Source organism: Segatella copri (genome assembly GCF_019249765.2).
Lineage (GTDB): Bacteria > Bacteroidota > Bacteroidia > Bacteroidales > Bacteroidaceae > Prevotella > Prevotella copri_K.
Map to the genome: position 1 here is coordinate 2,448,281 of NZ_CP152484.1, position 22,373 is coordinate 2,470,653.

20 protein-coding genes and 2 pseudogenes are annotated in these 22,373 nt (G+C 42.0%); 2 read left to right on the forward strand and 20 right to left on the reverse strand.

The genetic code is table 11. From position 1 onward, the window contains the following. Positions 1-10: 10 nt before the first annotated feature. The 5 genes from KUA46_RS10620 to fldA all read right to left on the reverse strand — a co-directional run bounded on the left by KUA46_RS10620 (position 11) and on the right by fldA (position 7,013). Positions 11-601: a MotA/TolQ/ExbB proton channel family protein gene (locus KUA46_RS10620; RefSeq protein ID WP_218487627.1), complete on the reverse strand. Its 591-nt coding sequence runs from the start codon at positions 599-601 to the stop codon at positions 11-13. A 52-nt stretch (positions 602-653) separates the two neighbouring features. Continuing rightward, positions 654-1,349, reverse strand: coding sequence for a hypothetical protein (locus KUA46_RS10625; RefSeq protein WP_264905307.1), 696 nt, complete (start codon positions 1,347-1,349; stop codon positions 654-656). A gap of 63 nt (positions 1,350-1,412) precedes the next feature. Beyond that, positions 1,413-5,765, reverse strand: a complete 4,353-nt coding sequence (locus tag KUA46_RS10630) for a cobaltochelatase subunit CobN (protein ID WP_218487643.1) — start codon at positions 5,763-5,765, stop codon at positions 1,413-1,415. Between the two features lie 315 nt (positions 5,766-6,080). Then, a complete protein-coding gene (locus tag KUA46_RS10635; RefSeq protein WP_022120342.1) occupies positions 6,081-6,434 on the reverse strand; it encodes a DUF2023 family protein in 354 nt (117 codons plus the stop codon). A gap of 84 nt (positions 6,435-6,518) precedes the next feature. After that, positions 6,519-7,013 (reverse strand): flavodoxin FldA, encoded by a 495-nt coding sequence (fldA, locus tag KUA46_RS10640; protein ID WP_218487628.1) that lies wholly within the window; start codon positions 7,011-7,013, stop codon positions 6,519-6,521. A gap of 277 nt (positions 7,014-7,290) precedes the next feature. Between fldA and KUA46_RS10645 the strand changes: the two genes are divergently transcribed. Beyond that, a complete protein-coding gene (locus tag KUA46_RS10645; RefSeq protein ID WP_217314469.1) occupies positions 7,291-8,496 on the forward strand; it encodes an ATP-binding protein in 1,206 nt (401 codons plus the stop codon). Positions 8,497-8,551: 55 nt separating this feature from the next. Continuing rightward, a pseudogene (locus KUA46_RS10650) lies at positions 8,552-8,686 on the forward strand (exonuclease); the annotation flags it as partial. 99 nt (positions 8,687-8,785) lie between these two features. Here the strand turns inward: KUA46_RS10650 and KUA46_RS10655 are convergent. The 15 genes and pseudogenes from KUA46_RS10655 to KUA46_RS10725 all read right to left on the reverse strand — a co-directional run bounded on the left by KUA46_RS10655 (position 8,786) and on the right by KUA46_RS10725 (position 22,358). After that, positions 8,786-9,238 carry a PepSY-like domain-containing protein gene (locus KUA46_RS10655; protein ID WP_256625086.1) on the reverse strand — a complete coding sequence of 151 codons (453 nt, stop codon included), beginning with the start codon at positions 9,236-9,238 and terminating at the stop codon, positions 8,786-8,788. A gap of 378 nt (positions 9,239-9,616) precedes the next feature. Continuing rightward, complete coding sequence (locus KUA46_RS10660; protein ID WP_218487629.1) at positions 9,617-9,787, reverse strand: hypothetical protein; 171 nt, start codon at positions 9,785-9,787, stop codon at positions 9,617-9,619. Positions 9,788-9,809: 22 nt separating this feature from the next. Beyond that, complete coding sequence (locus tag KUA46_RS10665) at positions 9,810-10,745, reverse strand: ADP-ribosylglycohydrolase family protein (protein ID WP_218487630.1); 936 nt, start codon at positions 10,743-10,745, stop codon at positions 9,810-9,812. Positions 10,746-11,297: 552 nt separating this feature from the next. Beyond that, positions 11,298-11,426, reverse strand: a complete 129-nt coding sequence (locus tag KUA46_RS10670) for a DUF4276 family protein (protein WP_256625087.1) — start codon at positions 11,424-11,426, stop codon at positions 11,298-11,300. Between the two features lie 25 nt (positions 11,427-11,451). After that, complete coding sequence (locus KUA46_RS10675; RefSeq protein ID WP_218487631.1) at positions 11,452-11,994, reverse strand: AAA family ATPase; 543 nt, start codon at positions 11,992-11,994, stop codon at positions 11,452-11,454. Then, positions 11,982-12,881 carry an Abi family protein gene (locus tag KUA46_RS10680; RefSeq protein ID WP_218487632.1) on the reverse strand — a complete coding sequence of 300 codons (900 nt, stop codon included), beginning with the start codon at positions 12,879-12,881 and terminating at the stop codon, positions 11,982-11,984. Before KUA46_RS10680 ends, KUA46_RS10675 begins: the two co-directional genes overlap by 13 nt. A gap of 386 nt (positions 12,882-13,267) precedes the next feature. Then, a complete protein-coding gene (locus tag KUA46_RS10685) occupies positions 13,268-13,552 on the reverse strand; it encodes an ADP-ribosylglycohydrolase family protein (RefSeq protein ID WP_218487633.1) in 285 nt (94 codons plus the stop codon). Next, positions 13,533-14,081, reverse strand: coding sequence for a phosphatidylglycerophosphatase A family protein (locus tag KUA46_RS10690; RefSeq protein ID WP_118191575.1), 549 nt, complete (start codon positions 14,079-14,081; stop codon positions 13,533-13,535). Before KUA46_RS10690 ends, KUA46_RS10685 begins: the two co-directional genes overlap by 20 nt. 1 nt (position 14,082) lies before the next feature. Then, the gene (locus tag KUA46_RS10695; protein ID WP_167639501.1) at positions 14,083-14,247 is read right to left on the reverse strand and encodes a hypothetical protein; all 165 of its coding nucleotides are present in this window, start codon (positions 14,245-14,247) and stop codon (positions 14,083-14,085) included. Between the two features lie 80 nt (positions 14,248-14,327). Further along, positions 14,328-17,182, reverse strand: a pseudogene (locus KUA46_RS10700) (cation-translocating P-type ATPase). A gap of 13 nt (positions 17,183-17,195) precedes the next feature. Further along, positions 17,196-19,235, reverse strand: a complete 2,040-nt coding sequence (locus KUA46_RS10705; protein WP_218487634.1) for a tetratricopeptide repeat protein — start codon at positions 19,233-19,235, stop codon at positions 17,196-17,198. A gap of 47 nt (positions 19,236-19,282) precedes the next feature. After that, positions 19,283-19,990: a hypothetical protein gene (locus KUA46_RS10710; RefSeq protein WP_218487635.1), complete on the reverse strand. Its 708-nt coding sequence runs from the start codon at positions 19,988-19,990 to the stop codon at positions 19,283-19,285. Positions 19,991-20,002: 12 nt separating this feature from the next. Continuing rightward, complete coding sequence (locus tag KUA46_RS10715; RefSeq protein ID WP_218487636.1) at positions 20,003-20,794, reverse strand: hypothetical protein; 792 nt, start codon at positions 20,792-20,794, stop codon at positions 20,003-20,005. 53 nt (positions 20,795-20,847) lie between these two features. Next, positions 20,848-21,234 carry a hypothetical protein gene (locus KUA46_RS10720; RefSeq protein WP_434725791.1) on the reverse strand — a complete coding sequence of 129 codons (387 nt, stop codon included), beginning with the start codon at positions 21,232-21,234 and terminating at the stop codon, positions 20,848-20,850. Between the two features lie 155 nt (positions 21,235-21,389). Then, positions 21,390-22,358: a DUF4407 domain-containing protein gene (locus KUA46_RS10725; protein ID WP_218487638.1), complete on the reverse strand. Its 969-nt coding sequence runs from the start codon at positions 22,356-22,358 to the stop codon at positions 21,390-21,392. Positions 22,359-22,373 lie beyond the last annotated feature (15 nt).

Genomic DNA, 22,373 nt, shown 5'->3' on the forward strand with positions numbered 1-22,373 from the left:
TTTTACCTTTTTACTTTTCCTCCAAAAGGTCTGCCATAAACTCGAGGTTGCTCATATCCTCGGTGTACCAGCGGTTCTTGGTCTGCTTGGTTACGAAACCGATGGCTGCAGAGAACAATCCCACTACGGTGGTAGCGAAAGCCACCTGCATATTGTAAGCCATCGAAGCAATATCACCGGTAGAAAGACCTACCAGGGCAGGCCCCATCGGAATCAAGGTACCCATCAAACCGAGCATCGGACCCATCTTCAGGAGTGTAGAAGGAAGAGAAAGATCCTTCTCTACAAACTGGGCATACTGGTCGAGGATGCGGTTTACCTGCGCCTTGCTCTGGCGGTTGTCCACGAGTTTCTTCATATAGAAAACGATGACAGCCTGCTTGTTCTTTGGCAAGCGATCGCCCAGGGTATCGATGTTATCGAGTGTCAGGGTGTTCATCTGTTCACGAATCTCCGCACCCGACTTGCGCTTTACAAGATACTGTCCGAAGAAACCTCCAAGGAGCAGCAAGGCTCTGAGGAAGAAGAAAATCAACAAAATAATCACAGGAACCAGCATGCCTGTGGAAATCCAAAACAATACGTCTGATATGTAATTCATCTTTTTTATAATGTTAAATGTTGAATGTTGAATGTTAAGTTGGCTTGCGCCTTTACAGTTTCTGTGATAAGCGCTGCATCTTGATGCGATAGCAGCCCCATCCTATCGCCATTCCTACGATGACGATGGCGATGACGCCGAGAAGCGAGAGGGCATCGAAACTGTTGAAGCCTGCCACGGCTGTCCTGCCATTCACCGTACCGATGATGCCCATCAATCCGAGCAGCACCTCTACCAGGAAAAGCAGTTCCAAGCGGATTGGTCGCTCCGGCAAGAGCCATCTCAAACCGTAGGTGAATACCGGCGTCAAGACCAGCAGCACTACGGCAAGCACCCATGCCACTACCTGGAACGATACGCCGGGAAGCAAGAAGATGGTCATTACCAGAACACTGAAAAGCACTGGGAAAACCAGCAAACCCGGGAAATACTTCAGGAAGATGAAGAACACCCATTTGCGGCGACTCACATGTTCCGAAGTCTTCAGATCTACGTGGTGCACACAGAAAAGCATCGTGAGTGCCACGTCGATACTCAGCAGCACCGCCATATCGAGCATCAGCTTCTGGTCGGCTATCCAGGCCGCAATCTGCGTCTTCGACTGCTCGATGGCGAATGGCCAGGTCATTCCCACGAAGAAGGCTACGAGCACCGAGATGATCATAATCTCCTTCACTCCGTGGAAGGTCTGCTTCAGCACAAAACTGAAGCAAACCAATATCATCATTACTAAAACTAATGTCTCCACTTTTTTAAAATGTTGAATGTTAAATGTTGAATGTTGAATTATTCTTCACTGTTAAGTGTTGAATTATTCTTCACTCATCATTTTGCGACGACGTCGCAAATATACTGCGAGCACAACGAACGCTACGATGACGATGACACCTACAACGATGCCGCTCACCACAGTGGTGGTCTTCTGAGCTTCCTCATTCAGCGTCTCCTTCTTCATCACCATACCTTTGTCGCTGCTGTTCTTCGCAGCCTCAGCATCGCGGATCTGTTCTACATTCTGCTGATATTCCTTGGCAGAAGCTGCATCGGTCTTGCTGGCGATATAGTTGCGCAATTTGGCATTGTCGCAGACGAAACCGGAGCATGAAGGCTTATACTTGTTCACGGTCTCGGTATGAAGCTTGGCGATGTCCTTGAGCTGCTGAGGAGTAGCCTTCCACATTCCCTTGCGGGCACTCTCCATCATCACGGCGGTCATCTCCATCAGCGCAGCCGGATTCTGCTTGTCGAAGAACTCCTTGGTGCCGAGATGGTACTTGTCCTTGACATATACATTATAGATCTCGTCCCACATCTCCTTGTCGATTGCCTTTGGCTTCATCACATTCCAGCCGTAGGTATTGGTTACGATTTCGGCGAATGTGCTGGCACTGCTGGCTCCACCCTTCATCTTCTCCTTGATATAGGCTGGATTGAAGATGGTGGTTCTGCCCTCGATGCCGATAGCCTCCTTCACCTCCTGCATTCTCATATTGCTATGGTTGCGATAGTCGGCGAGATAAGCATCCGGATCCTTACCGGTTACGTTGCGCACAGCGAGGTTCATACCTCCCATGAATTCATATACATGGTCGAGACTCAAGGCACCCCAGGTGTTGCTCTGTCGTGGCTGAACCACCACATCGGTACGGGTCAGCGCTGCCTCGAAAGCTGCCTTGCGAACGGTCTCCCAGTTCTTCTCATCACCATAGTAGGCACCCATATTGTTCATATAGACCTCGGCAATCTGACTCTCCTTATCCCAGCGGTCGCCTGCGGTTACCATCTCCTGGATACCGGTGCCATAGTTGCCGTTTACGCCACCAAACACTCGATACATACTCACCTCGCGGGCCTCCTTTGGCGACATACCCTTCTCTACGAGCACTCGTTCCGATTCAGTAACACCGGCTTTCACCAGGTTATCATACTTGTCACCCTTGGCATTTGCCGCCATCTCTATCGCCTTGTTGATGAGGAAGAGACGGGATGCTGCCAGATCGCGGAGCTGACCGGAAGTCTGAACCACGACATCGATGCGAGGACGGCCCAACTGCTTGGATGGGATGAGACGCAGATCGGTAACACGACCGAAGGCATCTCTTACCGGTTCTACACCGAGCATATAGAGAATCTGAGCGATGGTAGCACCCTCTGTTTCGATAAACTCGCTACTCCAGAGCGTATAGCTTACCTTACGAGGATATTCACCCTTATGTCGCTCGCAATACATCTTGATGGTATTGTCGCAAAGTTCCTTCGCCTTCTCCCAGGCATCCTCCGAAGGTGTATTCTCCACATTGATGGAGAAGAGATTTCTACCGGTAGGCAGGGTGTTCGGATTCACAATCAGATCACCACCAGGAGATGGGGCGGTAAAGCCGCCATTCAGGGCATTCATCAGAGAAGCCATCTCGTTGAGCGGACTCTGACGGAGCGCCTCCGAATACTTGCCTACATTCTGCAAGGCATGCTCTACGGTAGTGATAGCCTGAGCCAGATGAATCTGCTGACGGGTATATTTTGGTGCTTTCGACATCATCATACCTTTATCTTTAGAAGATTTTGGAGATGCCTTGCCCTTGCCGGCCTTCGCCATCTTCAGATCATCCTGATACCATTTCTGTCCCTTCTTGATGGCTTCCATCATCTTGTCAGGGAAGCGACCGGTCTGTTCCATCTTCTCGAAAGCCTCACGACTCATCTGCGGAATCTTCTTCTTGTGAGAAACCTTGGCAGCACGGAGTTCGCTTACCGTACGGTGATCCACCTTCTTCGGCTTCGCCTCCTTCGCTCCACCCATCTGGTCTGCCATCTGCATCATCATCTGGATAGGATCCGGAGCTGCCTGCATCGCCTCTACCTTGCGAGCCATCTGGAGTTCGGCAGGAGTGATTCCTACATAACGGCAGATGTATTCGTCAGAAACCGAGGCTGAACCCAGAAGCTGGGTCACGGTATTGCGTGCCTTGCTCAGATAGAGACGGTCGAAAAGCTGCTTGTGCTTCTCCACACCCTCCTGGGCACGACCTTTCAACTTATCTACTGCCAACATTCCGTAGGCAATAGGATCTGTAGCCATCGCATAGACACTGGTACGGACATCATCATTATCGTATGGCACACCCAGAGTATAGAGCTTGCCGGTAATCTTCTCGTTTGCCAACTCTTCCGCAAAGTTCTCAACTCTCGCGATTTCATCTGCAGAATAAGGCTTGTTCATCTGCTTGGCATCGAGCCCCAGTTCTCGGGCGATTCCCATCTTCACGGTCAGCGCCTTCACCTTCAGCGACTGTTCGGCAGATGCCTTCTTCTCGTATGACTGGATGGCATCGCTCAACTGCTTATAGGTCTGTCGCAACTCACTCTCCTTGAAAGGAGGGGTGAGATAGCTCTGGGTCTGGGCATAGGTGCGGCGCTTGGCAATCATCGCCTCGCCCACATTGCCGATGGTATATATATAAAGATGTGGAACCACACCAATCAATCGGTCACTCCAGTCATTGCTGCCGAGTGCCACCTGCTTTCTCGGGGTATATTCCAGCGATCCGTGAGTTCCGAAATGGATGAGTGCATCGGCACTGAAACCATAACGTGCCCAAAGATAAGAGGCAACATAGGTGTAAGGAGGTGCCTGGTCAGTGCCATGCACAATCTTGAAGGAGTCGCCTCCCACGCCTGCCATCACCTGTGGAAGCAGAGCCACATTACCGAACTGTAGCCTTGCCACCGCCAGCTTACCATCATCGGTAGCCATATATTTGCCAGGGAAGGAACCATAGAGCTGGTTCATCTCCTTGATCATCTTCTTAGACAAAGCCTTCTGGGTCCATCCGGCAAACTGCTGGGCGGTAACCAGGGCTGGATGTCCCGACTGGAGGAACTTGGTATAGGCACCCTCGGCATAGGTTCCGAAGACACTACCCTGAGCCTGAATCATCTTTGCCAGTTCCTGAGGATTGGCTGGCAACTTGCCTACATTGTATCCCTCATTCTTCAAGCGAACCAGGAGATTGTAGAGCGATGGAACCACTTCCATTCCCGAAGCGGTAAGTGCATTCTGACCCGGACCCTTGAAGTAGAAGATGGCGATGCGCTTACTGCTGTTCTTCTTGTTCTTCAGATTCACATAGCCCTGCACGCTCTCCACGAAACTCTCCATTCTGTCTGGGATGCCGTAAACCTCCTGCAAGCCCTCCTTGTTGATGCGCTGTCCGAAAACCACGTATGGACGGATGGCACCATCAATCTCCGGAGTCACGATGCTCTGCGACATGAAGCCGCCGTTCATTCCCTGCTTGTCGTTCTCCCAATCGGTGGTCAAGCGGTTGATATTAAGAGGTGAGAATAGTGGAATATTCTTCTGCTTCAGGAACTCTACGAAGTAATCGCCCAGTCTGCCATGCGCCATATTCACTACGGCATTCGCCTGGATACTGTCGGCATGATGACCGGCGATAAAGCTCTGCAGCTGGTTGATGCGATACACCATGAATCCCTTCTTCTCGAAAGCCTTCTCCATATCAGGAGCCGCACCCATAAAACCGGTGAGCAAGATGGTAGGAGCACCTTTCTTATATAATCCGTTCTTCGCCAGGAAGGCATTGTACTCACGGATGCTGTTGAAACCCAGCTCATCGCCCTTTTCATCCTTCGGGTCGAAATGAGTCAGGAGATAGTTTGGTCGCTCATCCACACGTTCCGGTTCTGGAGCCATGAACTTCTTTCCGTCGATAAACTTACGGATGTAAGCGAGCATACTGTGATAATTCTTCTTGCTGCCGTTCTCGATGTACTGCATCAGATAATCTGCATCGAAGTTATCTACTGATACGATATTGTTGGCTGGGTTGGTAGCAGCATGAGTCAGGGTCGGCACCTTGTAGGAAGCCTCTTCCAACTGCTTGCGCTGGTTCTCGTCGATTCGGAGTCCCATACCATTCACGATAATCATATCGTAATCATCCAGATGATCGAAATCATCGGTTGTGATCTCACTCAGTTTAATCATCGCATTGTCGTTGGCATGCGAAATCTGTCCCAGCGCAATAGCCTGATAGTTGAGGAAAGCGATGCGGGTAGTACCCACCCAGGCAGAGTAAGCCTTCGCCAAACCTCCCAGAACGATCACGGCCAATAAGGCCAGGAAGATGTGTTTCTTTTTAATCTTTCTGATTTTTCCTAATCCTTTTTTCATATCTATTCCTTTTTTCGGGCTGCAAAGGTAAGACTTATTTAGAAATTGTACAATACCGAGAAATTGTGATTTTCACATTTTTTATACTTAGAAGTTGGTATCAGGTTAAACGCATTGATATAGTCAGTACTAATAAATAAGTAGTGTTTTCAGGACTTTTTCTTTCATTTCAGCCCTCAAAAAGAGGAATTATTCCGAAATATGCAGAAAGAGCGTAATCACCATTACGGCAATCACGCTCTTTCTACTTATAAACATAAAACATTACGAAGATGAAAGAAAAGCTTAGCAAACCTTCTTCTTGCGCTCACAATAGCGTTCGCATTGGGCACAGATGTCATATCCCAGCATGGCACCCAAGATGAAATCCTCCTCCGGCGTAAGCTGGCACAACGGTTTGGTGATTATCATGCGGATAGCATCCAGACATTCTTTCTTACCAAAGAAGAGATTCAGACGGTCGTTGCCAACCGGCTGGATGATATAATCAATGTTCTGACGCTCTAATCTAGTTATGGCAAAAGACTCATATTTCTTGTTGAAGGTGTAGAGCACCAGGCGGCGCACCCCCTTCTTATATTCATATATATGATTCATCAGAACCTTCAAATCTACTGGTGTTGCGATTTCCTGCTGCATACTATCCGAATTTATCTGTTTTTAAACCAAGAATCAGAGAATTCCATCATTCTCCAATTCTTGAAAAATATTTTAGAAATATAATTATAGCGATGGTTTGATTGCCTCAAGCCAGGCCTCGATACGCTCCTCTGTCTTGTCGTCCTCGTTCACCTCGTCAAGTGCGAGTCCCAGGAACTTGTCGCCATCAATTGCCTCACTGTCATCATAGGTGTATCCGTCTGTAGAAACACCAGGCAATACGGTAGCACCAGCCTCAACGACAGCATCATAGAGTTCCTTCATGCCGCCACAGAATGTATCAGGGTAAGACTCGCTGTCGCCACAACCAAACAGGGCTACGGTCTTGCCAGCCAAGCCGGCACTCTTCAATGTCTTCACGCCATCATACCAGTCATCCTGCATCTCGCCGGCACCCCAGGTAGAAGTACCGAGAAGAAGATTCTCATGACTTGCGATAGTAGCGTCATCGATGTTAGCTACATCTACAGCTTCCACACCCAACTTAGAGGCGATGGTTTCGGCAATCGACTGGCATGAGCCAGTAGAAGAGCCATAAATTACGATTGTTGTTTTCATTTGTCTATCTTACTTTTAGTTACATTTATTTTCGGGTGCAAAGATACGCCCTTTTCCCGTAATCTGCAATACCTAAAAATGATGGTTTCGCAGAAATACCTAAATATGGGGATTGTACAAAAAGTTTTAGGACGATTCATCCTAAAACTTCTCTAATTTCAAAAGTCTTAGGACGATTCATCCTAAAACTTTCTTAAATATTCTACTTTTAGGATGATTTATCCTAAAAAAATAGTATCTTCGCAGCAAATATATAATCAAAGAGCAATGAAATGATATGAAACGAATAGAAAGAACGGAATATCTCAATAAACTGATCGCTTTCAAAGACAAGTCTCTTATCAAAGTGATAACCGGCATTCGCCGTTGCGGTAAATCCACCATTATGGAGATTTATCGTGACTGGCTTAAGAGGCAAGGTGTCAGTGCCGACCAAATCATCTATCTCAATTTCGAGGATTACGACTTCTATGAGCTTCGTAATCCACATAACTTATACGCTTATATCAAGCCATTAATTCATCAAGACAAGATGACTTATATCTTCTTTGATGAGATACAACATGTGGAAGATTTCCCAGACATCATCAACAGCCTCAACCTGAAGCCAACAGTAGATCTCTATATTACGGGGTCGAATGCCTATATGCTGTCAAGCGAAATCGCCACGTTACTATCCGGAAGATATGTGGAAATCGCAATGCTTCCCCTTTCATTCAGAGAGTATGTTGAAGGTATCGGAGGAACCGACAATCTTCCCAAAGCCTATACAGACTACATCACAAGGAGCAGTTTTCCATATACCCTTGAACTGGATACTCCCGCAGAAATCAGCGACTACCTGAATGGCGTATATAACACCATTGTAGTAAAGGATATCATGAGCAGGAAGAAGTTACCCGATGTCATGATGCTGGAAAGCGTTATCCGTTTCACAGCCGACAATATCGGCAACATCCTATCCACCAAGCGCATAGCCGACATCATGACTGCCGATGGAAGGAAAATAGACCAGAAAACCGTAGAACGATATCTGACCGCACTCTGCGAAACCTTCTTCGTATATGAAACCAAAAGATACAACATCAAGGGTAAGCAGCTGCTCAAGACATTGGGTAAATATTATCTAGTAGATATCGGTTTGAGAAGAATGCTCCTAGGTTCCCGCTCATTCGATGCCGGCCGCATCCTGGAGAACATCGTTTATCTGGAACTACTCCATCGCCAGCAGAAAGTATATATAGGAAAGATGGATAATCTGGAAGTAGATTTTGTAGCGATTGATGAAAACAATATCACGTATTATCAGGTAGCTGCTACCGTTAGAGATGAGACTACCTTAAAACGTGAATTGGCATCTCTGCAGCAGATCAATGACCAATATCCTAAGTATATCCTTACACTTGATGAAGACCCTACTGCCGATTACAACGGTATCAAGAGAATCAATGCCCTAAGATGGCTGATAGGAGAAATAGGATAGCCTATATTTCCTCAGAGTAACACCATAATATATAAGGCACAAAAATGATAATTCTATGAAAGATTTTGCAGCGATAAATTTCGAAACGGCCAACCAGCAGCGTACAAGTGTCTGCTCGGTGGGCATTGTGATAGTGAGGGATGGCGAGATTGCAGACAGCTACTACAGCCTCATCAAGTCCGAACCGGAATAGATGCCGAAGCCTGTGCCTGGATAGCAAGAGAGCTGTTATAGTAAGTACCAGAACTGCATGAGGGTGTGTCATAAAGCCATGACACACCCTCTTCTGTTATTTGTCAATTTTAGCACGTATGAATATACCGTTATTGCTGTAATAGAGATCGTAGCCAGGAATATCAATTTCATATCCGCCAACCTCTTTTTCAATTTTGTAAGGCTTCAAATCAGGATATTTCTTTGCAATATCCTCAGCTATGACAGTAGGAATAATGCCTACAGGGATCTCAGAGTATTTGCAGTCAACACTCTTCCACTCTCCCTTCTCATTAAACTCCACTTTAGAGCCATCACTGAGCAATACTTCATATTCCCAAAAGCCATTATCTTTCTCCTTTTCCACACGGCTGTATGATGCACCAGCAAAATATTGCTTTACAAACTGCTGTGCCGACATCGGCAATGCTGCATAATCAAACTCTTTCTCTTCACTGCTGCATGAAACTGAAAAAACTACAAGTAACATCGCAAAGAATGCAGTAATAAATGTTCGTTTCATTTTCATAATGTTATCATTTAAAATTACTATATTTATACCATAATCTCTAGAACCAATATCTATGATACAGATTCGAAATCTATCAGCCACAAATATAATAGTTTTACTTTAAGCTACAATGATTTCAAACTCAAATTAACTATAATTCAATATTTTTTTATTTTTCCATTTGTTCTACTGCCATAGTTCTTAGTTGTTAGGCTTATTCAGGTTACAATAGATATTGCATAGATAGAAATTACAAGGTAGACTTTTAGGTTCGGTTTTTGAAAGTGAGTTCTGCTGGCAGTAATGCCGGCAGGATTCTGCGTTATTATACTCTAATGCAGACTGCGCTTACTTAAATTCTTCAATCTACGGGCAAACTCAGGTGCAACCTCTATCCTATAACTCATTAAGCAAATCCTCTGCAGGAATAAAATCCATTTTTCCTTTGCGATGAAGCTTCAATTCCGTAAAGGCCTGATTGATACTAGCAAGGGATTCTTCCAAATAGCTCTCGTCATTAGAAAGTACGCCCAAGCTATGATAAATATCAGTATTCAATTGCATCACATTCATTATCGAATCCTTTCTTTTAGCGATACATTGCGTAGAAATTCTGCACCTTGTTATAAAGCATAGAAGCATAGAGAAGACCATTTCTCCATTCGTCAGGAATTTGGTTTATTCCAAATTTAGCACCCAGGATAGCCCCTGCTACTGCAGCATTGGTATCCGCATCTCCTCCTGATAAAACAATCTTCAAGATACCCTCCTTATACGATGTTGCATGCCAATAAGCCCATAGGGCTGCCCCTAAAGTTCTGAGCGTATATCCCATACACTTTTCATCATCCAGGCACAAAGAATCCAGACCTTCATGATATGCCAAGTCAACAAATGGAACAATTCGTTCATCATATCGTTTGGCAATGCCAATCACATCTTCATAATTCAATATCCTGTCTTCAAAGACAAGAGCATGTATGATAGAAGAAACGATAACGCAAGAGCCCACACAGCGAGGATCATAATGAGTTAGCTTACAGATATTCTCAGCATTACTAGTCACATTTTCTTTCAGAAGCCCTACCACCGAAGTTCTCATGACGGCTCCATTAGCTGCAGCTTTTTTCTTTCCCATCTTCCAGATAATCTCTGCAGCCTTCTGTGGATTCGAAGTATAGTCGCCAAGAGCCATTACATTATAGGTATGCCGACCAATTCCCATACCTCCGTTCATCATCCATTCCTTAAACCTTCTGGCAATATCAAGGAAATCTACCTTTTGACAAGCCACAAAGGAATCTAAGATGCATAGCATCATATCAGTATCATCTGTCCAGTCGCCTCTTTGCCAACGACGACGATGATCATCCTGCACGATTTGTGAATAGTCCTCTATCCCATTAGGATAGAAACGATCCACCTCTTGCTTGGACATAAACTCCGTGCTCAGTCCCAAGGCATCTCCTACAGCTTGTCCGAAGATGGTACCGAGGAATCTTTCGTTTATAGTTTCATTTTCCATATTTTTTCTATTCATACAACCAACCAATCGTAAAGTCATCCATATCTGGCAATAGTGCTGTACCGATTACACTGCTCACTTTTTTAACGACAACACATATCATATTCCCTTTTATGCTCCTTCAGATACTTTTAGTCTAAGCCAAGAAGGGAATTACTCCCAAAGCAAATAACCCATTTTGAGTTCGACTAAACATTTAAAAGTTTAACTAAGTTAGATTTCATAATTAGCAACTGTTTTTCAGAACATTATAGCAAAGAAGTAAGCTAAAGATTGACTAACTTCGACTAAAAGTTCGACTAACTTCAACTAACTTCGACTAAACTTCGACTAAAACCCACCTCTTTCCAACAGTTAATTTATGATACCTTTTTTCTTAAGCGTTGAGAGGAAGAAACTCCTGCAGCAACAGAAGAGAAATACCAGGCAAGGCAGCCAGCTACAGTTCAGGAGCCCCCAAAGGAGAATACTCAGGAGTAATAGGGAAAGCGCAGAATCCTGCTGGCAGTGATGCCAGCAGGACTCTGCGTTATTATCCCCCATTGATAAATATCACTTCATTAACCGCTCTATCCATTCATTGAACAAAGGGCATTTCTCACGAATCTTCTCCAAACCAATGTCCATAGCAACACAAATGCCAACAACTACCTTATTATAATCAGGAATAGCAGCTATCAATCGTTTGGACGGAGCTGTCTCAGGACTATTGTTGATAAGCTCTGGTGATTGGCCAATGTGCCAACTCTTCGCTATTCAGGCGATTGATGGTTGTACCATCTTCGTTCTGATTAACAGTCAAGACATCCTCTGGCTCAAAGTTACTGATCAGTTCAGCACTCTGGGTAGCAACGATAACTTGCGTACCCTTTTGTGCCGCCATCTTAATCAAACCCGAAAGTTTTTCGATAGCCACAGGATGCAAACCAAGCTCCGGCTCATCAATGATGATAACTCGTGGTAACCATGGCTGCATAAAGAGCACGGTCAAGGCAATAAAGCGAATGGTTCCATCCGACAAGTCGGTCGGTCCGTAAATCATAGAACTATACTTATCCTGCCATTGCAAGCGCACCATATCGGCTTCGGTTGGTTGGAAATAGAAGTCCGAGAAATAGGGAGCCACACTCTGAATGACGCGGATGATGCGACGATAAGCCACAGGCTTCTCTCGCTGAATACGATAGAGGATAGCCGCCAGATTTTCACCATGCTCATACATACGATAAGCATCGTTCAAGATTTCCATAAAGGTTGTTCTTTCCAATTCTCAGGAAATCCCATAGCAACAATATCAATATTTGGATATTCTTCCAACAAAACATTTATCTTATTGCGGAAAGTATTCGATGGATTGATAATGTTCAAGAGATACAGAATCATACAAAGAACAAAATATACGTGCTGAGTTCCTTTGGTTGGCAAAGTAACAAAAGGAAAAGTAGTCCTCCTTGGCATCATTGGGGTTATACCAAACGTCTTGTTCCATAATCGGCTATGATGAGCACAGATATTCCGCACATACGTGATAGTATGCAACCATGACACCATAATCGTATCTGCTACCCCAAAATATTTGGCTATCTGCCTTCTGCATCTTCCGCCTTTTAGATTAGAATACAATATAGACATTGTCCCCAAAGATGTAATTTCTAAAGTTATCCAACTTGGAGGAAAACGATTGCAATATTTAGCCTTAAAAGAGACAATAAAATCTTCATCGCTTCTATTATACTCATCTTCAACTTTAGCCAAAGTCTTCGCATGTTTTGCAGGAGTTGAGAACAAAGAAGAATCAGTAAACCACCATCCATCATATTCTTGTGACATGATATAGGAAAATTGTGTTCTTACAGCAATCTCAATTTTCTCTATTTCAGAAAGAACCAACTTACGCAATGCCGAATCAAACTTATATATGGAATAAGCATTATCAAAAGAAGCCCCATCCTTGAATATGTGCCTTTGCTTATCTTTCAGTAAAGGATACCAATAGCCACTCAATCTATAATAACTGACATTTTGCAAAATGCAGTTAGCCCGTACTTCATCTTCGAAATACATTCCTCTTTGTTTCAACAGAGCAATTTGCTCATCAAAACTTTTTAGTTCCTTTGGATATGCAATCTTATTCATAAGCATATAAAATAAAAAGACTCACCCTGAGCGCGCTGTTCTAAAGGGAAGCGGGGTGAGTATGTTGCTGCAAAGTTATAAATTTTATTCGAAACAACAAAACTTTTTCGCTAAAAGTTTCGAAAAAGTTATGTAAAGGGGCACAATTAGAAGGAAGAAGTTTATGTTTGCAGCCATGATTATGGTTTCAGTTAACAACATCAGAGCTGCTGATGTCGGATTTCCGGGCGGATAACATTGTCGTGCGAAGCCTCTATTTCTCCTCAGAGTCACAGCCACTACCAACGAAGCCATCATCGAAACCGGCATCATACCCCTTCCTTTTCTTCCCCTTATATCGATTTCTATTCATACAACCAACAAATCGTAAAATCATCCATCTCCAGCTATACACGCCATCGTGTCAGCATCACCACCAAAAGAAATGCATTACGGATAGCTGAAGTATAACTATCTGCTTCGAAATATGAGATGATAGATTCAGGATCAATCGTCAGCCATTTCGCAACAGCCAAGGTCATAACCGTATCATCCGTAAAACGAGGATCTTTGTATATATCGAAGTCCCCATGCTTTACCGGATGAAATTCATACGCAGCCCCGAAGCAATCGCCAGCGATTGCTCCAATGATACCAGTTGTAGGTACAGTTTTACAAGTTATATGTCCCATGAATATATTCTACTAGATGGAAATATCGGATTATTAATGTTACAATAAATGCATAAAAGCCAGCCAATGCATCGTCAAGCATACAGCCCCATCCACCATGAATATTCCGGTCTATCCATCTGCAACCAAGCGGTTTAGTTATATCTATCACTCGAAACAACACAAAACCTATTGTTGCAAGGGATATTGAGACATAAGCTGGACCATCTACACAAACAGCTGCTAAAGCCGCAACCCACGTACCAAAGAACTCATCAATTACGACAGCCCTTGGGTCTTCACCCCAATATTTCTCCATCACATTATCAGTCCAGACTCCAATCAACAAAGAACTAACAACCAATAAAATTGTAGCCACCATCAACCCTATCGGAGAAAGGACATAATAAAGACCTATCCAAATGAGCAAAGCCAAGAAAGCACCTGCTGTACCAGGTGCTTTAGGTACAAAACCTGTGCCTAATCCTGTGGAAATAATTACATGAAGCCAAGGAGCTTCACCTAACTGTTTATTATTGTTATTACTCATATTATTTTCCAAACAATGCCTTCAGAACCATCTTACCAATTTTTCTTTCCAATCCAGCCTTTGAGGTTGGAATACCGGTCTCACGAGCAAACTTTTGTTTTGCTTGCGTGATACCTAAAGCCCGATTTAAGGAGAATGACACTCCTGGTATTTTAAACTTAGACATATCTTTATAAATTTTAGAAATTGATAAAAAAGAGTTGCGCCTTCTATCTTAAAGAATAACGCAACTCCTTCTATTTAATTTTAGATTTTCTTTAGCAAACTCCAGATTTCACGAATCCAAAGCACAAATGAAGAACCAACGATGATGATTACCCAATCCTCAAACTTCAGACCAGTTACATTGAAGAAATTCTGCAAACCAGGAATCTCTACCATAGCAATCTGACCAGCCAAAATGATAGCTGCAATAATCAACAAGCCCTTGCATCCCTTGAAATGAAGCGCACTCTTACCTGTCTCAAATGCTCTTGCACAGAAGAGATAGAAGAAGTGAGTCATCACGAAGATGGTGAAGAATAAGGTCAACTCGTAAGGAGTAAGACCATCAGATGCACCTAACTGAACGTTGAGTAAATCTGTTAACTGCGTAATATTCGAATGCTCAAAGACATAAAGTAATACAAGCAGCAACACAAAGAAGAATCCACCAACGCCCAAGATGTTCTGATACATCGCCTTATTCAGGATAAAGGCATTTCTATCTCTTGGCTTATCTTTCATCACGCTCTCTGATGGAGGCAAAGATGCCAATGCCATTGCAGCAAAAGTATCCATAATCAAGTTCACCCAAAGCATCTGAGTTACGGTAAGCGGACTTTCCTCGCCCATAAATGCGCCAAAAAGAACGATAAAGCAAGCAGCCACATTCACAGTCAACTGGAAGAGCAAGAAACGTTGGATATTCTGATAGAGTGAACGTCCCCACATCACCGCCTTACCAATACTACTAAATGAGTTATCGATAATGGTAATATCAGATGCCTCCTTTGCTACAGAAGTACCATCACCCATAGACAAACCAACATGAGCAGCCTTCAAAGCAGGGGCATCGTTGGTTCCGTCACCAGTAACAGCAACGACTTGGTTCTTCCTTTGCAAAGCCTCAACTAATCGTTTTTTATCCATAGGACGAGCACGAGAGATTATCTTCAAATCCAAGACTCTCTTATCCAACTCTCCATCAGAAAGAGCAGCAAACTCTGGACCAGTAATAATATTCTTATCACCATCCTTTGCTGTCCACAGACCAATTTGGCGACCGATTTCCTTAGCTGTACCAGGAGTATCACCAGTAACAATCTTCACATTGATACCGGCATTCATACATTCTGCAACGGCTGCAGGAACATCCAGTCGAACAGGGTCGCTGATAGCCACAACACCCATAAAGGTTAAATTATCAGCCACAACCTTACCATCCTTGAATACGTCAGCCTTACTATCAATTATTTGATAAGCGAAGCCGAGGGTACGCATAGCTTGGTTCTGATATTCAACCAACTGATTCTCAATATCGGTTTTAGAAACATTATTCTCGATGTTCTTGCACAAATCACTTACAATTTCAGGAGCACCCTTGACATAGAGAATTGTCTTGCCTTCAAACAATGAAGACTTAACAATTGTTGCCATATACTTACGCTCTGTAGAGAAAGGCAACTCCTCTAAAGCCTCAGCAGACTCACGCAGATTCAGATAATCAACGCCAGCCTTCTTGAGCCAAAGCAACAAAGCGCCCTCCGTAGGATTGGATTACCCAATACTTTTACAGCCTCAGCATCAGAATAATCCAAAGAAGCAGTTGAATTGACAGCAATACCTTCCTCTATCAACAGACTTTCCTTATCATTACCCAACGTCTGAGCAGAAAGACCATAGAAATTGGTATCATGCACTTGCATCTGATTCTGAGTCAAAGTACCAGTCTTATCGGTACAGATAACAGTCGTAGCACCCATCGTCTCACAAGCATGCATTTTACGAACTAAGTTGTTGGTCTTCATCATTCGAGTCATACTATAAGCCAAGCTCAGAGTAACAGCCATTGGCAAACCTTCTGGTACCGCAACAACCACAAGTGTTACTGCAATCATCAAGGTATCCAACGTATATGTAATCAACTTAGCTATTTGCTCACCCGGCATCAAAGTATCATGGAAATAAACTACCATACCCATCAATATCACAAAATAGCCAATGATTGATGGAACAACAGCTTTCCAACTCCAGTCGTCAAACTTTTTTATAACCATCCAGAAGAAGATGCCTGTAGGAACCGCCAATGTCAAAACAATAGGACTCCAACCGAAGAACACCATCAGTTTGAGAACGATAATAAGCGCAGCGAAAATATAACTCAACTTGGTTATCAAGTCTGCCAATCCATCCAACTGTTCATTTAATGGTGTACGAACACTATCATCTATCTGTGCTGCCTCAAAGACTTTACCATTTTCCGTTTTGTCGCCAACCGCCAAAACTTTGAAAACACCATGACCTTCCATCACCTTTGTACCACGCATCACATGGTTAGAAGGGAATGTTGCATCCTTATCAAACTCCAGTTCATGAATTGTTTTATGGCAAATAGGCTCACCTGTCAAAGAAGACTCATCAACATTCAAGGTAACCGCCTCTAAAAGTTCTCCATCAGCAGGAATCTCCTCACCTGTATTCAACACGACAATATCACCAACAACGACATCTTTCTTCTTGATAGAAGTTGTGTTCCCATTCCGGATTACTTCTACCATTTCGTCGTCATTAACTTGGTTGAGAACCGAGAACTGCTTATCAGCCTTTAACTCAAAGATAAAGGCGATACCAGTGGCAAGCAAGATAGCCACAAAAATACCAACTGGCTCAAAGAATGTCTCTGCACCTTCATGCAATCCCCAAAACTCATAGCAAGAAATGCCGATAGACAACACTCCGGCTATCAGCAAAATGATAATCAGAGGGTCGCCAAACTTCTCTAGGAATTGTTTCCATAAAGGTTCTTTCTCAGGTGGTGTCAAGATATTGGCACCATGTTTACTACGGCTTTCGAGCACTTGGGCATCAGTCAAGCCTGTGTAATGATGTTTTTGTTCCATACTATAATTGTATTTAATTGATTTTTTGCTTATGTGTAATACGCAACACATTCTTCGTATTGTCTATTTCTATCTTTCCCAATTTACTCAGAACACTTTGTCCTAGAAGCAAAGGGGCTGCCTGATTGCGGACAACAGAAGCCTTGATATTATTCAGATGTAAAGAACCGAGTTTTACATCTTTCAAATTAATAATCGTACCTTCCGTTATGTTTCCATCAGCAGTCTGATAGTTCTGTTTCCCGATAATATCTGAAGAAGACAAGAAGTCATTCTTTGCCATAAATGTAGCCTCAACAGAAGAAATAGAAACATCAGCAGCACCAGTATCAAAGATGAAATGCAAAGGCAAACCATTGATAGCACACTTCACCTTGCAAACACCACTCTCTTTTGTAAATGGAATCTCTTCTACTTTCAATTCGTATGAAGAATCATCCCCATCTGCATCAGCGGCTAGCTCCTGCAGATGCTTTTCTTCAAACTCTTTCAGTAAGACCTTAAATTCTTCTGTATTACGTATATTATTCAAATCACGGTCACGCTTGATGTGAGCAAAGCGTCTATAACCATCCTCCAAAGACTGGCGAAGATACGAAAGAGCTTTTTCTTTCTCTCCCATTACAGAGTAAAGACATGCAGCATCATAACAATTACCCTTTTTATCTTTATCAAGTATTGTATTCAAAATCTCTATTGCCTTATCTTTCTGTCCCAAGTAATAATAAGCATAAAAAGAGCATTCTGCTTCTTCTGGTATAGAATCCAAACGAACAACTTGCTTGAAATCAGACTCTGCCTTAGCATTTTCACCTTTCAAACGATATAGAACACCCCTATTCAAATACGCATAAGCCTCATTTGGCTGCAAGGTAATTGCCATGGTATAATCTTCCAAGGCCCCTTCAATATCACCAGAATGATCCTTAAACCAACCTCTTTGATAATATCCAGCAGGCTCATCTGGGGTATTTGCTATATAATCACTCATGGTCTTTATTGCTTCCTGAGTACGTCCTGCATTATCTAGAATATTTGCCTTTTCATACAAATAATTAGCTTTTACAGAATCTAAAGCTATCGCTTGATTACAATACTCTAAAGCCTTATCATAATCACCCAATTTATTATAACATTGAGATATACGATTAACTGTTATGATATTGGATTCCTTCTCCAAAGCCTCTTTATAATATGCTATAGCCTTAGTATATCTTGCAGTTTTTTCAAAAGCTACACCTAAATAATAAGTCCAAGAATTATCATTTGCATCTTTAATATTTTGGACTTTTAATTTTGCTATAGTCTGCTCAAATGCAGAATCTGCCAATTCCTGCAATTCATAAAAAGCCTTATCATCATTATCAATATATAATGCAGTTATCACATCATCTATAGCCTCATTATATTTTTTCTGTCCCATGTAACTTTCTGCACGGAAAGAGTAAGCAGAAGAATAATTTTGGTCTAATTTTACGACATAATCAAACTGTTTGATGGCATCCCCATAACGTTTCTGGGCATTAGCATTTCTACCTATACCCATATATCCCATCACATCCCCTTCCTTCAAGGAAATCATCTTTTGGTAATCCCTATCTGACAAATCATATTTCGCCAGCTCATAATAAAGTTGAGCTCTAGCTTCATAATAACGAGTATCATTAGGCATCGCATTGATTGCAAAACCACAATCCTTTAAAGCTTGAACCGTATCTTCTAGATTCAGATACACTTTTGCTCTGGTTGCATAAGCAAAAGCCCTAAACTCTTTATCCTTTACTGGAATCTTCTTGACAGCAACATTTGCCGCAGTCAAAGCTCGACCAAACTCTTCATTGTAGTTCCTCACCAAAGAAATCCATGTAAAAGCATAGCCATTGTCAGGATGTTCATTGATTTCTTTATTTAGATAATCAAGAGCTTCCTCAAGATTATTGTTAGTGATTGCCTCCACGCCACGAGTATAGTTGTAGCTATCAGGGCGTTTGATGTTGTCCGCAAATATTGCAGAAGAACACAAGACTAATATTGACAAAATTAAATATCTCATAACAGTTTCATTTTATGAAATTATGAATTATAAGCGAACTCTCTAAGTTAAACTTTAGCATTTGCCTCTTCTTCTAATCTCAGTCTATCATACTCCTCTTTAAAGCTACGTTGAGCATCAAAGAAGCCAGTAAGCATTGCAACCATATAGTTTTCTATCTGAGGAATTTGAGGAATAAGCAAGCATTGCCGTTTTGTATGAACTGCAAACTTTTGACTCTTCTCGTCTATAGAATACATCAATGTAAAACCTTGTCTAACATTTATAGTATTTATAGCTTTACGTACACGGCTAACATCATCGAGGTTATCCAAGTCAACAGTTCCCCACCATGTATCCCAAATTGTTATCATGAGACCATCTTCCCAAGTTTCCACGCTAAAATTTTCTCCTTGATATGAGAAATGCATATTATACTCATTTTCATCATCAAACTGAACATCGCAGTTTAACTTACGCAAGACTTCGGCACAAAGGTCACGTGTACTAAAATTTTGATTTTCTTCCATATTATTATTGTTTAAAGGTAAAACTTCTGCGCTCACAGTTCCACTTGGCGCATTCATAATACGATCCATTTCTTGATCTGCCTTTTGCTGCTTTGCCTTATAATAGGAAAAGCAGAACAACGCTATTACTATTAAAATAAATGCTATCATAAATGCAAAATTATCTAATTTAAAATGAAAGACAATGCATATTAATATTACATAGCCCAATCTTTTTAGAAAATCACGACATGATTCATAATCCATATTTATATCACACTAAAACATTTCCGTTTCACTACTCAGTTCTGTATTAAAGTTACCATTACGCTGTGGTATTAGCTCATAGTTAAGACCTTGGTAATCCAAAGTAACGGCATTATCTTTCGAGAAGGACTCATTAGTAATGAAACCTCCTGTATAGCCACCAGCCATTTTCTTGTCTGGATTCCATCCTTTTCCTCCATAGAAGAACACTTGATAAGTTCCGTTTGGTACAGAGAATTGATAAGAGTCACCTCCCTGTATGTAAGCATTTCTTACGATTTTACCATTATGCTTAATGATAACTACAACATCGTTCTCATCACCTGCTGATGTCTTAACCTCAATAGTCGATTCATTACCAGATAATCTTATATTTTTATAAGGACTATCTCCAGTTTGCAAACGATTATCTATGTAAGGACTATCTTCCTCTACTTGTGAAGAAACTTCGTTCTCATACGTTGGAGTTTGCGAACTAACATCAGAGCCATAGGAAGATGAAGTACTCACAGACGGCATTGACTCTGCATAGTTTTTTTCTATTGTATTGCCTCCCCAAAAGCATAATGCAGCAAATATACCACATATTATAGTTATCAAACACCCAACTCCACTTGCGGAACTTAATCCACAGAAAGCGACAAAAGCAAATATGACTCCTAAAATTCTCAAGAACCATATATAACCAGTTACTCCCCATAACAAGCCAATACCTGCAACTAAAGCGGCAATAATTACCAAAACAACCAAAAATGGTAGTAGGCAACTATTCTTCTTTTCTTTCTTATCTAAATTTATAGCCATATCTATATTACCTTGTCCGAGAACTATATTTTACTCAACACTACCGAAACTTTTTAATATCTCTTGGGCACATAAACCTTATTGACACGGCTATTCACATAATACTGTCCTCCACGGCTACCAGTCTGAACAGTATATCCAGAGCCATAGTTATAAGACTGTGTAGAATAGTCTCTAGCACGACTTCCTATTGTACCTGTATATGGATTGTGATTACCATATGTAGAGTAGTTATCGTGATTGGTACTATTGCGTTGAGTACGAGTATAACCATTTACATAAGTTCCATTACTACGAGTATAGCCACTAACTGTTGCCGTATTAGTGTTCACACCATAAGAATACGTTGCATTTCTACGACTATTGTAGTTATAAGACTGACCAAAAGATACAGTTGATGTTGCAATCATTGCAACCAATGCTACTATTATTTTTTTCATAATTGTTACTCTTAATTTGTTGTTACTTTATTTTCTGATGCAAAGGTATCTATATTTTTGATATTGTGCTCAATTTCTAAAACGTTGCACCTTATTATCATCATCAATGAATATATTGATTGCAAGATTACATTTCAAATATATTAATTTGAATATTATTTTGCTTGCACTCTATTAAAAGCCATATTAAACTGAGCCATTTTTACTTTTTCAGCTCCTTTTATTGCCATTTCATAATCACATTCTTGGTCTCCCATTTTACTTGTGACAACGAAAAGCTCCAAACTCATCAACAACATAAAGAAAATGAGATAAAACGCTCCTGCGACCTTACGAGTCGTCACTATAGACACCATTGCCTCCAATTCCTCCAGAAATCCAACATTAGCCTGGCATTCTTTTCTCGTATCTTCCTCCATAGTCAGTCTTTTCTTGTTCAAATCCATCTCTTGCAAAACAATTTGCTTTATCTTTTCATTATTAGCAGAGACTACTGATTGTTTAGGATTTGCGACCTGGTTGGTTGTCACAGATGGATTGTTTACCACCTTAATTTTTCCATTGACAACAAGTCTATCTTGGCTGTTGGTCACTGATTTTTGAACAATCCAAGGATGAGCATTAATGTCTGCTTGCAATTCCGAATTGACTTTATCCAAGGAATCCTTTTCCTCTTGGAATGCCAGCAACTTACTATCGATGTTACTTACTCTCTTCTGAGTAAGAGCCTGTGTTTGGTGTTCTATCGTGGCAGCCATCTGCTTGTCTATATCTTTTCCAAACATTGTCTGGTCAAAGATTGTCGAGCCAACAATTGCCATAATAATAGCTATTACAAACCTGAAAGCAACTAACTTTTTTGTTGGGTGCAAGGCCAAAAGAATTTGACGTTCAATCATAATCACTATGGTAATGAATACCAATGAAACTAAAATGCATCCCCAAACAGGAAGTCCAATATACCTTTGAGCAAAACAAAAGCCTGTAATACTCCATACAATCATCAAGATGAGCAAAGCAGAGGTATATTTGCTTAACTGTGTTTTACTTGCCTCAGAGCACTGAGCCAAAACACTTGAACTCCAACCTGTCAATTTGCAACCAAATTTAATCCACCAGTTCATAAGACATTCGTTTTT

What these genes read in the sequence shown, in the direction of transcription:
- KUA46_RS10655 (WP_256625086.1), bottom strand. Translation starts at nt 9,238, where the DNA reads ATGAAAATGAAACGAACATTTATTACTGCATTCTTTGCGATGTTACTT.
- KUA46_RS10720 (WP_434725791.1), bottom strand. Translation starts at nt 21,234, where the DNA reads ATGAAAAAAATAATAGTAGCATTGGTTGCAATGATTGCAACATCAACT.
- fldA (WP_218487628.1), bottom strand. Translation starts at nt 7,013, where the DNA reads ATGAAAACAACAATCGTAATTTATGGCTCTTCTACTGGCTCATGCCAG.
- KUA46_RS10685 (WP_218487633.1), bottom strand. Translation starts at nt 13,552, where the DNA reads ATGGGACATATAACTTGTAAAACTGTACCTACAACTGGTATCATTGGA.
- KUA46_RS10715 (WP_218487636.1), bottom strand. Translation starts at nt 20,794, where the DNA reads ATGGCTATAAATTTAGATAAGAAAGAAAAGAAGAATAGTTGCCTACTA.
- KUA46_RS10665 (WP_218487630.1), bottom strand. Translation starts at nt 10,745, where the DNA reads ATGGAAAATGAAACTATAAACGAAAGATTCCTCGGTACCATCTTCGGA.
- KUA46_RS10680 (WP_218487632.1), bottom strand. Translation starts at nt 12,881, where the DNA reads ATGAATAAGATTGCATATCCAAAGGAACTAAAAAGTTTTGATGAGCAA.
- KUA46_RS10695 (WP_167639501.1), bottom strand. Translation starts at nt 14,247, where the DNA reads ATGTCTAAGTTTAAAATACCAGGAGTGTCATTCTCCTTAAATCGGGCT.
- KUA46_RS10620 (WP_218487627.1), bottom strand. Translation starts at nt 601, where the DNA reads ATGAATTACATATCAGACGTATTGTTTTGGATTTCCACAGGCATGCTG.
- KUA46_RS10645 (WP_217314469.1), top strand. Translation starts at nt 7,291, where the DNA reads ATGAAACGAATAGAAAGAACGGAATATCTCAATAAACTGATCGCTTTC.
- KUA46_RS10635 (WP_022120342.1), bottom strand. Translation starts at nt 6,434, where the DNA reads ATGCAGCAGGAAATCGCAACACCAGTAGATTTGAAGGTTCTGATGAAT.
- KUA46_RS10710 (WP_218487635.1), bottom strand. Translation starts at nt 19,990, where the DNA reads ATGGATTATGAATCATGTCGTGATTTTCTAAAAAGATTGGGCTATGTA.
- KUA46_RS10725 (WP_218487638.1), bottom strand. Translation starts at nt 22,358, where the DNA reads ATGAACTGGTGGATTAAATTTGGTTGCAAATTGACAGGTTGGAGTTCA.
- KUA46_RS10705 (WP_218487634.1), bottom strand. Translation starts at nt 19,235, where the DNA reads ATGAGATATTTAATTTTGTCAATATTAGTCTTGTGTTCTTCTGCAATA.
- KUA46_RS10690 (WP_118191575.1), bottom strand. Translation starts at nt 14,081, where the DNA reads ATGAGTAATAACAATAATAAACAGTTAGGTGAAGCTCCTTGGCTTCAT.
- KUA46_RS10675 (WP_218487631.1), bottom strand. Translation starts at nt 11,994, where the DNA reads ATGGAAATCTTGAACGATGCTTATCGTATGTATGAGCATGGTGAAAAT.